Here is a 12413-nt window from a genome sequence, read left to right as displayed (position 1 = left end):
GTCAATGATTATCCAATATAGACTCAGAGTCAAAAACGATACTGAAGCAAGTATTTTTCATTTTTGTGTAATGAATAGAGCAGTGATTTTTCTCAAGTAATTGTTTAGTTATAGCAAGTCCCATTCCAGAGCCAGAGTCCTTATCTTTAGTTGTAAACTCTAATTCAAATATGTTTTGAGCTATCTTATCTTCTATGCCGAGGCCAGAGTCTATAACTTCTATGATAATATTTTCATTTTGCTTTCTTGACTGAAGCTTAATCCACGGCTCTTTCATGAGTTTTATAGCGTCAGTTGAGTTTTTAATAAGATTTACAAGACATAGAACAACCTCTGTTGTATTACACTGGTAAGTAAAGTCTTTTTCAATATTAAGTTCAAATTTAATTTTATGAAAATCGATAAGAGGGACAACTAGTTCTTTAACATCTTCGATAAGAGTAGAAAATTTAATAGGCTCTTTTGTAGAAGAGCTATTTTCTTTGAAGAGGTTCATGTAAAGTTCAGCAACATCGTTGGATTTGTAAGAGTGTTTCTCAATGACAGAGTAATAATATTCTTTAGATTTCGCCTTAGGATTAGTCTCAACTCTTTTTAGATTTTCTATTGCAGTGATAATGATAGTAATGTGATTTCTAATGTCGTGAGCAATGCTTGCTGCTGCGAAACCGAATTGAGCTACTTTTGCCAACTTGTCTACATTCTTTTCAAGTTCCATGATTTTTTCAAATGATTTCTTTTGGAAATGAATCATAAGTCTTATTGCCTCGAATACATTGCCAAGAAAGTAGAGTGGAACAAGTGAGTGAGTAAGTCCCATTGATAAAGATATATCATTGGCCGTGGCCAATAAAGTGACAACTACTCCAATTTTTAAAAATGATTCTTTATTCTTTCTTTTTGAAAGTTCCTTAAGTATTAAGATACTTGCGTAAATTATTCCTGAAACAGCTATTGTACCTAGAATGTAGCCATAGATCGTTGGTGAAATTGTTATGTAATAGGCCTGTTGGAAAAGTGTTCTCTTTAACGGTGGTGTTGTTTGAAATAGTGGTGTGTAGCCAAATAGTAGGTATGTGAAGAAGAATACTATGTGATGAGCGAGAAGAATTAATAAAGTTGTTTTTGTATAATTTAACTTATTCTTTTCAATCATTAGAAATGATTTTATCGCTAACATATACATGAGATATGAGCCATACCCTAGAAGCCAGAGTAATAAGAGGATAGTGTTGCCAAAGTCTTGAGCGACATCAAAGGTACCAACAACTAAACAAAGCGCATAGAGAGCAGTCATGATACACATACTTATATGCCATACTGATGATTTTATTTTATGTGTTTTAAAGTTAGAAATACCTGCCAAAGCATGATACGCAAAGAACGAAAAAACGATTGTTCCAAAAAAACGCTCAAAGCTTTGATATAAAATTAGATTCATATAGTCTCATTATTGTTATAAAGCTATTGTACTTCTAATTTTTTTTTCCAACATTAGGAAAGATGTTCGTTGTCCTCTTTCGCTTCATAGGGGACATTTGACCTATGTTTTTGTTTACCTGTTAACCAATTTTATCTATTAACTTGAGCTTGTATTAAGTATATTTTTATCTATTTATTAGAAAAGTGCCTTTCTTTCATGTTGAAAATGTGAAAAAGATATTTAATATCAAGGTTGAATTTCAGATTATCATATAGTTAAGAATTTGGATTTGTGAAAAAACATGACGTTTTCCTTTGTTAGTGTTAGAAATTTGTATGATAAATTTTGAAGCATATCAATTATTAGAATCAAATCGCATTCAGAGTGTGCAGTCTAGGGTTAGTGTCTCTGGAATTTCTTCTGGGGCATATATGGCCTCTCAGTTTCATATCAGTCACTCTCGATATGTTAATTCTATTACATTATTCGCTGGAGGACCGTATTTTTGCTCAAGAGAAAATCCTCTTGTTGCCACTGGTCTTTGTATGAAAGATGAATTTGGAGATGTTAATATTGATGCCCTAGCTAATTATACGAAATTATCTGCTTCTGTTGGTCTGGTTGATGATACAAGTTTTTTAAATCAATCAAAAGTTAAAATTATATCAGGAATGAGAGACTTTACTGTCCGTAGACGAGTCTCTAAGAGTGCCCAGCATTATTATAAACGTTTTGATGTTAGTGAAGTAGAATTTGTTGAAGATCTCGACATTGCACATACTTTTCCAACTATTAGTGACGGAAATGATTGCTCCTCTCCATCGGGGGCCCCTTATATCAGTTCATGTGGTATTGATGGAGCTTATATGGCCTTATCTACTTCATATAAGAATTTAAATTATACTGACACAGTTGATTCAAGTAGATTCTATAAAGTTAAGCAATGGGGGGCGCTCCCTATATCGTCAAGTTATCTAAAGGAATTTGCAATTGCCTTTGTTCCTAAATCCTGTGAACTAAATAGTTGCAAGCTTCATATAGCATTTCATGGATGTGAGCAAACGATTGATGATATTGGCAATCTCTTTTTTATGAAGACTGGTTATGCTAATTGGGCCCAGGAGAGTGGGGTTATTGTTCTTTTTCCACAAACAAAGTCGACATTATTAAATCCCTATGGGTGTTGGGACTGGTGGGGTTATTCTGGTCCTAATTTTCATAATAAATATGGCCCTCAAATTAGGGCCATCGATGAAATTGTCCAGAAAATCTTCTTTAAGTAGTTTTTTTCTCCGTAAGCTGTTGAGCAATAAGAAAGATAAACTTCTCTTCTTTTTCTATATGTTGCTTGTAAACTCTTATAAATTGCTCAATATCACATAGGATTGTATTTTCTTCCTCTTTGGCCATCTTTGTTATCTTTTCTATGAAGTTATTAACTTCACTTTCTAAAGACTTATGTTCTTCGTTAATTCTCTCTATTATTTCTTTGTCGGCCTCTGGGTTTTGCTTTTTCATCCAATTGTAGAGAACCTCACTTTCTCTTTTGTGATGAATTTTACATGCGAAATCTTTAAAGAATTGAAATTCACTTACAAGTTCATCTCTTGAGGTCTCTAGGGGAGTATCAATAAGCTGTTCCATTTTATCAAGTGATGCATTTACTCTTATATGATCATCTTTTAGCTGATTTATTATCTCTTTCATGAGTTCTCCTTATTTTACTTCCCAAACTTCACCGGAAAAAAGAAGCTTATTAAAGTCGCCTTCTCCTTTCTTATTTCTTACTTGTTCAATTTGAGCTGCTACTTGATCGTTAAAAGTCTCATCTTCTTCTTGATAAATCACACCATAGAATTTTGGAAAACCATTTTCCTCGTGAGAGGATAATAGTAAGTAACTTAACATTTTATTGTGTTTATCATGCACTAAGAGATCCTGATCTTTGTATTTGTCACCTATCTCAACTACTTTAAGCTTCAGTCCTTCTAGTACTATTCCAAGATTTCCTTCTTTTCCAAATTTCATAGGAGTTTCGTGTTCAAGGTAAACAGCATGGTCTGATCTTGTTTTTCTATCTGTGTATTCTTGATGACAGTTATTGTTGAAGATAACACAGTTTTGAAACACTTCTATAAATGATGTTCCTCTATGTTTATCAGCTTCAACCATCATGTCGGTCATATGTTTAGGGTCCGAATCAAGCGTTTTACATATATATGTTGCACCTGCTCCAAATGCTAGTTTTCCAGGATTAAATGTTCTATCAAGTGATCCATAGGGAGACGATTTGGTTACTTGTCCTTGTTTAGAAGTAGGTGAGAATTGACCTTTAGTGAGTCCGTAAATTTGATTATTGAAAAGAAGCATATTGATATCTATATTTCTTCTGAGAGCGTGAATAAAATGGTTCCCGCCAATTGATAAGCAATCACCATCTCCTGTAATCATCCACACACTTAGGTTTGGGTTGGCAACTTTCATACCGGATGCCACAGCTGGAGCTCTACCATGAATTGTATGGTATCCATATGTATTCATGTAGTATGGAAATCTTGAAGAACATCCAATCCCTGATACACAGACAATATCCTCTTTCTTTGTGCCTGTTTTTGTAAGTGCCATTTGTAAACTTGATAGTATTGAGTAATCGCCACATCCTGGACACCATTTAACATCTTGATCACTTGCAAAATCTTTCTTCTTATAGTTTAGTTCAGTCATATATTTTCCTATTGTATTGCTTTTTTAAACTCTTCAACTAATTCGCTAATCTTAAATGGAAGACCTTGCATTTTATTGTATCCAATCGCTTCAATTGAGTACTTTGCTTTTAAGACATTAATAAGTTGCCCACCATTTAGTTCAGGAACAATTATTCTGTTGAAATTCTTTAATATTGTTGGAACATTCTTAGGTATAGGGTTTATATACTTCATATGCATTAGAGATATTCTTACGCCTTCTTTTTGTAGTTGTTTTACGGCCATTTGAACTGCTCCATATGTTCCTCCCCATGAGACTACTAGTAGATCACCAGAGCTATCACCTTCTAGTTCTTGCTCAGGAATATTATCTACTACACGCTCGATTTTTTCTTTTCTAGCGTTTGTCATTAGTTCGTGATTAATTGGATCGTAGCTAACATCACCTGTGTGATAATCTTTCTCAAGTCCACCAATTCGATGTTCCAATCCTTTTGTTCCAGGGATTGCCCATTTTCTCACCTTGGAAACTTCATCTCTTTCTATCCACTTAAAGCCATCAGTATTTGCTGGAGCTTCTTCGATAAGATTGTGCTTAATTTCATTATAGTGCTTATCTACGTCAGGTATTCGCCAGGGCTCTGTTCCATTGGCAATGTATCCATCAGTAAGAAGCATTACTGGGGACATGTGTTGTAGCGCTAGGCGACTTGCTTCGTAGGCCATATGGAAACAGTCATTAGGTCGTGAGGCAGCAAGTATAATAAGAGGAGCTTCTCCATTTCTACCATATAGTGCTTGATATAAATCTGACTGTTCCGTTTTTGTCGGTAGACCTGTCGATGGTCCTCCTCTTTGTACATTCACAATAACTAATGGCATTTCATAAGTAACCGCAAGCCCTATGGCCTCACCTTTTAATGCTATTCCTGGCCCTGAAGATGTTGTAAGAGCTAGGTTACCAGCAAGTCCAGCACCAATCGAGCAACATATTGCTGCGATCTCGTCTTCGGCTTGAAATGTTTTTACACCGAAGTTTTTGTGCTTTGATAACTCATGTAAAATATCTGTTGCCGGTGTGATTGGGTAACTTCCTAGAAAGAGTGGCAGTTTTGCCGCTTGTGCTGCTCTTAGAAATCCCCATGCCGTAGAAGTGTTTCCATTTATCTGTCTATACTTTCCAGGAGTAATTTTTGCACTTGGTACTTTATAAGTTGAAACTACTGCTTCAAGTGTTTCCGCAAAGTGATAACCAGACTTTAAAGTTGCTATATTAGCTTGTGCTAGTTCTGGAAATTTTTTAAATTTCTCATTTATCCAATCAATAGTTGGAGTTATATCTCTATGGTATAAGAAGTAGCAGATACCTAAAGCATAGAAGTTCTTACATCTTTTTTTATTCTTTAGATCTAGTTCGTGATCTTCTAATGTATCAAGAGTTTGAGAATCGATTGGGGCCTCAATAACTTGATAGTCGCTCAAAGAGTTATCTTCTAGAGGGTTATCTGTATATGTGGCCTTCTCTAGTCCTTTGTAAGTAAATGCATCAGTGTTTGCGAGGATTGTACCACCTTTTCTTAAAGAGCCTAGATTTGCTTTGAGGGCCGCTGGGTTTAGTGCCACTAACATATCAACTTCATCTCCTGGTGTGATAACTTCATTTGAACCAAAGTGAACTTGAAATCCTGATACACCAGCAATAGTGCCTTGAGGGGCCCTAATCTCAGCTGGATAGTCTGGAAATGTCGAAATATCATTTCCCATTAAGGCAGATGTATTTGAGAATTGAGTTCCTGTGAGTTGCATTCCGTCGCCGGAATCTCCTGAAAAGCGTATAACAACACTTTCTAATTCGATGTGATCATTTGATGACATTAAGTATCCCTTGTAATTATTTATAAGCTTAATTTACAAAGGATGAGGAATTTAAAATATGATATAGCGAGATTACTTATATGATATACGTTAGTAAAACTTTTCTGATTTCTGTCAGCTCTTAGTGAACAAAGGGGAGGTCTCCATAGAAGTCTGTATGAAGTTTTTCTAAACCACCTTGAGATTTAAAATAATCAATTTTTTTATTAAGCTCTGAGATGAACTTTCTATTTTCTGGGGTATTATGACAATTAACTTTTTCTTTAATTGTGTAGAGTATTACAGAGTGACTATTGTGGAAATCTTGCATTACCTCTGGAGTGGAAGGAAACCAGTGTAAGAAGACTGTTGCTCTTTGCGCCTTCATTATTTTAACGGCCTGTTTTACATCATTAACGCTTGAGGTTTTTGTTTTACTTAAGTCTAATTCAAGTGAGCTTAGGTCGAGACCCCTAACATAGACGACTTCTTTATCTTTAATGCTCTCTTGAGTGACTATCTTTGGATGACCTTTAAGTGTGTACGCTCTTAGGCTTGTATTGCGAATCATTTTGCTAGATATAGTTTCTACATTGGCAAAATCTTTCATTGTTTTTTCGTCGCCACCTACAAAGCAGTTATACTTCTTTTTTTCAAAATCAGTTAATGCTCTCTTAAATGGTCTGAAGACGAGTTTTATATTATTATTAAAATTTCCCTTGGTTACTCTGTTGATTGCCTCTGGAGCATAGCTTTTTTCTGTTTGGTGGGCCCATCCATCGACAAGCGGAAGAACTAAGCTGACTTTTGCGAATGCGTTTAGATTAAGTAGGAGGGTAAGTAATAGAGTGAAAAATAATGTGTGTGGTTTCATTTTTAAAAATTATCATTAACTATATATTTTTAAAACTCTAGTTTGTGTTATAAAGCGATATGTGAAATATTTTTATTCACTTTGCTTGAGCAATTTAATGCCTTAGACAAAATGCTCCAGTTTATGATGAAAATAAATGTAATTATAGGAATTTATTAGATAGTAATTGTACCATGTGAAATATAACGCAAATCATATTTTTCACAATTATTACTTTTTCTATTTCTAGCTAGAATCAATAAATATTTAATAGTAGAATAGCGTTTTATTTTTTCTTTATCACTTTAGGTGCAGCTTATGACTATGCTTTTTGAATTAGATGGCAATACACATATCAACGCAGATTCCACTGTCTTAGATAGTTACAAAACTATTATGGGGAGCAATAAGGCGAAGATGTTGTATGCAGATCCTCCATACTGCTTATTAGTTAGAAGAAATAAGAAAACAGGTGAGCTTAGAGATCCTAAGCAGGCCAAGATTAATCATGAAGCCGTTACGAGGTATGAAAATATAAAAGAATATAGAAGATTTACTGAGAAGTGGCTTGGTGCTGCCGTCAAGTATATTCAAGATGATGGTGTTTTGGTTATTTGGACAAATTACCTTGGAATTAATCCGATAAAGCTAACGGCACAAAAACTAGGTTTTGAGCACTTCTATGGTGAGTTTCAATGGGGAAAGCTAGCAAAAGAAACTAATAGCGGTAATGAGATAAATGTTAGACTGTATGAAGTCGCGCTGGTTTTCTCTAAGCTTCCAAAACCAGAACTTTCCAATTCATGTCCTCCTACTCAATGGTCAATAATTACTAAGTATGATGAAGAAGGTGAGGCAGATAAATGGGGAAAGCATCCTAATCATAAGCCATTTTCATGCTTGGAGCCACTGATTAGAACTTATACCTCTCCTGGAGATAGAATCCTAGATCCTTTCACGGGATCAGGCTCCACCCCCGCTGCGGCAATTCAGCTAGGACGCAAGATCTCTGGTATAGAGTTAAGAAAGCAGTGGGCGACAATGAGTCAACAGCGAATAAAGTCTCTTTGTTGTTGCTAATTTTTTCGTGATAAACTCTTTGTTAGTATTATAATATTTTATGAGTAAAATTTTATTTTTTTTATTGGCGCTTATTTTTCCATTATTTTCTTATGCTTTAGACTTTAGTCTGAGCGCTAAAAAGTTAGTTACTCTTGACTTGGTAAATTTGAAAAAGGTTTTTAAAATACACAAAGTCAGTGTGTTTAATCCGTATATCAAAAAAAGTGAAACCTTTAATGCTTTTTACATGCCAGATATTCTTAATCATATTTATACAGGTAAAGAAAGCTGGCAAAAGAGTTTTGCCTTTGAAGTAGATACGTTGACTGGGTATAGACCTATCGTAGAAACCTATAAATTTTCTAAAAGAAACAGTTATCTTGCTTTTGAAAAAGATGGAGGTTTACCATTTGTTAGTATTGACTCTTATCGCGAGTCTGCAGTTGATCTGTCTCCGTTTTACTTAATATGGATAGAAGACAGGAAGAAAGTTCCTTCTCGAAGAAGAATTCATTGGGTAAGTCAGATTAAAAGCTTTAATCTAATTAACTCTTATCCAGTTGAAATCATTCCTGGTTCTGGTAGTGCTGAAAATATCACATGGGGATATAAGAATGTTCGTAAACATTGTCTTGCATGCCATACCGTCTATGGTGTTGGGTCTCAAAAAGATGGAGAGTTAATAACATCTGAAATTCTCTCTAGCTATACTGATGAATTATTGTATAAGCTTATCGATCGTCCTCGCAGTGTTAAAGAGTCTATGGACATGCCTATTTTCTCACCAAAAATAGACCTTCGTTCTAAAAGAATTCGAGATATCATTTCTTATTTGAGATATCTTGAAAGACTAAAACCAACAGAGGCCAATCGTAAGAAGCATGACAAGCTTTTAAAGTCATTAGAGTCTGTTAAAAAGAAGTATTAATCTTTTTTGTTAAAATCTTCACTTGTCCCAATAGACTGGTAGAACTTTCTGTCTTCTAAGCTAGAAACTTTGGAGTTGGATTTTTCTTTTCGTCTTTTGAGAAACAAATTAATCATTGAAAAAAACATAATTAATGGCATGGCCATATCAGAAATGACTTTGAAGATTGAAGAGTTATCTTCGGGGGAAAGTATATTTGTATAAATTAAACTAAACACAATTAATGAGATAAAGAAGAGATTAATTGTTAGCTTAACGTGGTTCATGCTATTAAAAAGCCTAGTTCTAAGTGAAAAAAAAGGGCACATTTAGTGCCCTTTATAATTAAACTCTAAAGTTATCCATTTGGTGGAAGTTTAAGTATTTGTAAACTTCTTCTTCTTTACCTTCAAGTGCTGGATTCATTACTTCTAGATATTCTGCCGGCGTAGGCATCTTTCCAAGTAGTGAAACAACAGCTGCAAGCTCAGAAGACCCTAGGTATACTTGGGCATCTTTTCCTAATCTGTTATTAAAGTTACGAGTAGAAGTAGAGAATACTGTTGAACCATTTCTTACTCTTGCTTGGTTACCCATGCAAAGTGAGCATCCTGGCATCTCTAGTCTTGCTCCGGCGGCCGCGAAAGTTGCATAGTAACCTTCGGCCGTTAGTTGGTCTTTATCCATCTTTGTAGGAGGAGCGATCCAAAGAGTTGCATCCGCTTGACCCTTTCCTTTTAGTATCTCTCCTGCTGCTCTGAATAGTCCTACGTTAGTCATACAAGAACCGATGAACACTTCATCAACTTTATCTCCTGCAACTTCAGAAAGAACTTTTACATCATCAGGGTCATTAGGACATGCTACTACTGGCTCTGTCATTTCATTTAAGTCAATTTCGATAACCTGGGCGTATTCAGCATTCTTGTCCGCTTCCATTAGCTCACCATTTGCTAACCAGTCTTTGACTGCTGCAATTCTCTTCTTAAGAGTTTCCGCGTCCTTGTAACCACCTTCAATCATCGATTCCATAAGTTTTATATTTGAAAGTAGATACTCTTCAATTGGTTCTCTATTTAGTTTTATAGAAGCTGCTGCTGCAGATCTCTCCGCGGCTGCATCTGTAAGCTCAAATGCCTGTTCAACTTTTAAATTAGGGAGTCCTTCCATTTCAAGTATTTTTCCAGCGAAAATATTCTTCTTTCCTTTTTTCTCAACTGTAAGAAGACCCAGTTGAATCGCTTTAAGAGGTATCATATTTACTACGTCTCTAAGTGTAATTCCTGGTTGAAGTTCGCCTTTAAATTTAACGAGAACAGACTCTGGCATATCTAGTGGCATAACCCCTAGGGCCGCTGCAAAAGCAACTAGACCAGAACCAGCTGGAAAAGAAATTCCTAGCGGAAATCTTGTATGTGAATCACCACCTGTTCCAACTTCATCTGGAACAAGTAGTCTGTTTAGCCAAGAGTGAATTACACCATCACCAACTTTCAATGAAACTCCACCTCTGTTGGAAATATATTCCGGTAAGGTTGCATGAGTTATAACGTCAGTAGGTTTTGGGTAAGCAGCAGTATGACAGAATGATTGCATAACGAGATCTGCATTAAATTTTAAACATGCTAATTCAGTCATTTCATTAGCAGTCATTGGACCTGTTGTATCTTGTGATCCAACAGTACTCATTTTTGGTAAACAAGTTGTTCCTGGAAGAATTCCTGTAACACCACATGCTTTTCCAACCATTTTTTGAGCTTGAGTGTAACCTTGATCAGCTTTAGGTACAATGATTGTTGGGTTTGTGAAGATTCCTGAATCTTCAATAGAGCTCATAGAAAGAGCTGCTCTTGCCTTGGCAGTTAGTTGTTTACCAATGATAAGTGGTACTCTTCCTCCTGCCTTATATTCATCTAAAATCGTATCTGGAGCAATTTCATATTCGGCTAATGTTTCACCATTTTCGTCAGTAATTTTTCCTGCCAGTGGATGAACAATAATAATTTTTCCAGTTTCTAATTTAGAAACGTCGGCCTGAATTGGAAGTGCTCCAGAGTCTTCTGCAGTATTGAAGAAAATTGGTGCAATGGTTTGTCCAATTATAATTCCACCATCTCTTTTGTTAGGAACATAATCAATATCATTTCCAATATGCCATAGAAGAGAGTTACACGCAGACTTTCTTGATGATCCTGTACCTACAACATCACCGACAAAAGTGATAGGAAGGTTGAATTTATCTTTTAGGTCGCCTATGGCCTTTGGACCACTTGGGAAAAGTACACCACCCATACATGTTGAGTGGAGTGGTATATCTGCTCTAGTATAAGCATAAGCTGCCGGAGAGAAGTCATCAGTATTGATTTCTCCATCTACTTTATAAACAACTGTCTTTATACTTTCAGGAATTTCTTCTTTAGAAGTAAACCATTGAGCATCTGCCCAAGACTTTATTACTTCCTTTGCAATTTCATTAGTCTTAGAAAGTTCAAATACTTCATCAAAAATATTGATTGAAAGAACCATGTTCTTTAGAGCTGCTCCAGCAAGATTTGCTAGTTCTTTGTCAGCACCTTTCATAATGTCAATAAGACCTGCGAGGTTATAACCACCAAGCATTGTTCCTAGAAGTTTGACAGCATGCTTTTTATCAATAAGATCGCACGAAACATCTCCATGTACTATCTTCAGGAGAAAGTCAGCTTTTATCTGAGCAGCTGGATCAACCCCAGGATTTACTCTATTTGTAATTAAGTCTAATAACAACTCACCTTTGGATGCTGGAATATTTTGTAGAAGCTCACACACTTCACTCATTTGTTCCTTAGTTAATGCAAGAGGTGGGATTCCTAGAGCTTTTCTTTCTTCAACGTGTTTGTCGTAAGAATCAAAGAAATTAGACATAATTATTCCTTTTTTTAATTTAATTATCAGTTTTTTGTAGTTATGAATTGTCGCTAATTATACACTAGTCTGGGCCAAGAATAAAGTAACTACTGAGCTGTCCACTCTTTTGGTGCTTAGTTTTACACTATGGCCCACATCACGCGTCATGGTGTATGGTTTTAGTGGCAATAAAAGAGTTTCAATTCTTTGACGAATTGAGCGGCCCTTTTGGGAAGCCCCTCTGATTTATAACATTCAAATTGGAGTTTTATTCTACGCGTGAAGTCAGAAGAGTCGTAATTCCCTAGTTCAAGATTGTCAGCACTGGCCTTAAATGGATAAGAACAGGCTTCGCTGAAGGCCATTTCGATTGCCTGAGGCTTTACTTCAACATTTTCAAACTCTTTTTGCTGGTCAAGATTTCTTCCATCTGGGTTATACCAGTATCCATAATCGTCTAAGGCTCTTCTGTCTTTTCCTGCTAGACACCAGTGAGAGATTTCATGAAGTGCTGAAGCGAAATAGTCTTCTGTGCTTTGAATAATTGACAGCTCTTTAGTAGATTTTCTAGCCTTATAAAATGGCTCTTTATAACCATAGGAAAGAATCGTTGAATATTCATCCTTAAAAGTTCTATCAAAAATACTTTTTATGTCTTCTACATTGTGCTGCATGAGTTGAATTTATCAATAGCTTAATAAAAAGTCATTTCTTAATATTAAG

General features: G+C 35.6%; 11 protein-coding genes. 3 read left to right on the top strand and 8 right to left on the bottom strand.

Annotated features, from left to right (window positions below; genetic code table 11):
• Nucleotide 1: 1 nt before the first annotated feature.
• Complete coding sequence (locus DPQ89_RS07310) at nucleotides 2-1441, bottom strand: sensor histidine kinase (RefSeq protein WP_127716270.1); 1440 nt, start codon at nucleotides 1439-1441, stop codon at nucleotides 2-4.
• A gap of 317 nt (nucleotides 1442-1758) precedes the next feature.
• Between DPQ89_RS07310 and DPQ89_RS07305 the strand changes: the two genes are divergently transcribed.
• A complete protein-coding gene (locus tag DPQ89_RS07305) occupies nucleotides 1759-2706 on the top strand; it encodes a hypothetical protein (RefSeq protein ID WP_127716269.1) in 948 nt (315 codons plus the stop codon).
• Here the strand turns inward: DPQ89_RS07305 and DPQ89_RS07300 are convergent.
• The 4 genes from DPQ89_RS07300 to DPQ89_RS07285 form a co-directional block, all read right to left on the bottom strand.
• Nucleotides 2699-3130, bottom strand: coding sequence for a hemerythrin domain-containing protein (locus DPQ89_RS07300; RefSeq protein WP_127716268.1), 432 nt, complete (start codon nucleotides 3128-3130; stop codon nucleotides 2699-2701). The two genes, DPQ89_RS07305 and DPQ89_RS07300, sit on opposite strands and share 8 nt — an antisense overlap.
• Before the next feature lie 9 nt (nucleotides 3131-3139).
• The gene (locus tag DPQ89_RS07295; protein ID WP_127716267.1) at nucleotides 3140-4147 is read right to left on the bottom strand and encodes a 2-oxoacid:ferredoxin oxidoreductase subunit beta; all 1008 of its coding nucleotides are present in this window, start codon (nucleotides 4145-4147) and stop codon (nucleotides 3140-3142) included.
• A gap of 8 nt (nucleotides 4148-4155) precedes the next feature.
• Nucleotides 4156-6003: a 2-oxoacid:acceptor oxidoreductase subunit alpha gene (locus DPQ89_RS07290; protein WP_127716266.1), complete on the bottom strand. Its 1848-nt coding sequence runs from the start codon at nucleotides 6001-6003 to the stop codon at nucleotides 4156-4158.
• Between the two features lie 121 nt (nucleotides 6004-6124).
• Nucleotides 6125-6856 carry a hypothetical protein gene (locus tag DPQ89_RS07285; protein ID WP_127716265.1) on the bottom strand — a complete coding sequence of 244 codons (732 nt, stop codon included), beginning with the start codon at nucleotides 6854-6856 and terminating at the stop codon, nucleotides 6125-6127.
• Nucleotides 6857-7153: 297 nt separating this feature from the next.
• Between DPQ89_RS07285 and DPQ89_RS07280 the strand changes: the two genes are divergently transcribed.
• Together DPQ89_RS07280 and DPQ89_RS07275 are read left to right on the top strand one after the other, a co-directional pair.
• Entirely contained in the window at nucleotides 7154-7915 is a 762-nt protein-coding gene (locus DPQ89_RS07280) for a site-specific DNA-methyltransferase (RefSeq protein ID WP_127716264.1), read from the top strand.
• Between the two features lie 40 nt (nucleotides 7916-7955).
• Nucleotides 7956-8825 (top strand): hypothetical protein, encoded by an 870-nt coding sequence (locus DPQ89_RS07275; RefSeq protein WP_127716263.1) that lies wholly within the window; start codon nucleotides 7956-7958, stop codon nucleotides 8823-8825.
• On the opposite strand, the gene DPQ89_RS07270 is transcribed toward DPQ89_RS07275, so the two are convergent.
• The 3 genes from DPQ89_RS07270 to DPQ89_RS07260 all read right to left on the bottom strand — a co-directional run bounded on the left by DPQ89_RS07270 (nucleotide 8822) and on the right by DPQ89_RS07260 (nucleotide 12364).
• Entirely contained in the window at nucleotides 8822-9091 is a 270-nt protein-coding gene (locus DPQ89_RS07270; protein ID WP_127716262.1) for a hypothetical protein, read from the bottom strand. The two genes, DPQ89_RS07275 and DPQ89_RS07270, sit on opposite strands and share 4 nt — an antisense overlap.
• 58 nt (nucleotides 9092-9149) lie before the next feature.
• Complete coding sequence (gene acnB / locus DPQ89_RS07265) at nucleotides 9150-11708, bottom strand: bifunctional aconitate hydratase 2/2-methylisocitrate dehydratase (protein WP_127716261.1); 2559 nt, start codon at nucleotides 11706-11708, stop codon at nucleotides 9150-9152.
• A 161-nt stretch (nucleotides 11709-11869) separates the two neighbouring features.
• Nucleotides 11870-12364 carry an elongation factor P hydroxylase gene (locus DPQ89_RS07260; RefSeq protein ID WP_127716260.1) on the bottom strand — a complete coding sequence of 165 codons (495 nt, stop codon included), beginning with the start codon at nucleotides 12362-12364 and terminating at the stop codon, nucleotides 11870-11872.
• Nucleotides 12365-12413 lie beyond the last annotated feature (49 nt).

This window comes from Halobacteriovorax sp. HLS (assembly GCF_004006665.1).
In the GTDB taxonomy this organism is placed as follows: domain Bacteria; phylum Bdellovibrionota; class Bacteriovoracia; order Bacteriovoracales; family Bacteriovoracaceae; genus Halobacteriovorax.
This window is presented reverse-complemented; position numbering and strand designations above follow the sequence as displayed.

What these genes read in the sequence shown, in the direction of transcription:
- DPQ89_RS07310 (WP_127716270.1), bottom strand. Translation starts at nt 1,441, where the DNA reads ATGAATCTAATTTTATATCAAAGCTTTGAGCGTTTTTTTGGAACAATC.
- DPQ89_RS07305 (WP_127716269.1), top strand. Translation starts at nt 1,759, where the DNA reads ATGATAAATTTTGAAGCATATCAATTATTAGAATCAAATCGCATTCAG.
- DPQ89_RS07300 (WP_127716268.1), bottom strand. Translation starts at nt 3,130, where the DNA reads ATGAAAGAGATAATAAATCAGCTAAAAGATGATCATATAAGAGTAAAT.
- DPQ89_RS07295 (WP_127716267.1), bottom strand. Translation starts at nt 4,147, where the DNA reads ATGACTGAACTAAACTATAAGAAGAAAGATTTTGCAAGTGATCAAGAT.
- DPQ89_RS07290 (WP_127716266.1), bottom strand. Translation starts at nt 6,003, where the DNA reads ATGTCATCAAATGATCACATCGAATTAGAAAGTGTTGTTATACGCTTT.
- DPQ89_RS07285 (WP_127716265.1), bottom strand. Translation starts at nt 6,856, where the DNA reads ATGAAACCACACACATTATTTTTCACTCTATTACTTACCCTCCTACTT.
- DPQ89_RS07280 (WP_127716264.1), top strand. Translation starts at nt 7,154, where the DNA reads ATGACTATGCTTTTTGAATTAGATGGCAATACACATATCAACGCAGAT.
- DPQ89_RS07275 (WP_127716263.1), top strand. Translation starts at nt 7,956, where the DNA reads ATGAGTAAAATTTTATTTTTTTTATTGGCGCTTATTTTTCCATTATTT.
- DPQ89_RS07270 (WP_127716262.1), bottom strand. Translation starts at nt 9,091, where the DNA reads ATGAACCACGTTAAGCTAACAATTAATCTCTTCTTTATCTCATTAATT.
- acnB (WP_127716261.1), bottom strand. Translation starts at nt 11,708, where the DNA reads ATGTCTAATTTCTTTGATTCTTACGACAAACACGTTGAAGAAAGAAAA.
- DPQ89_RS07260 (WP_127716260.1), bottom strand. Translation starts at nt 12,364, where the DNA reads ATGCAGCACAATGTAGAAGACATAAAAAGTATTTTTGATAGAACTTTT.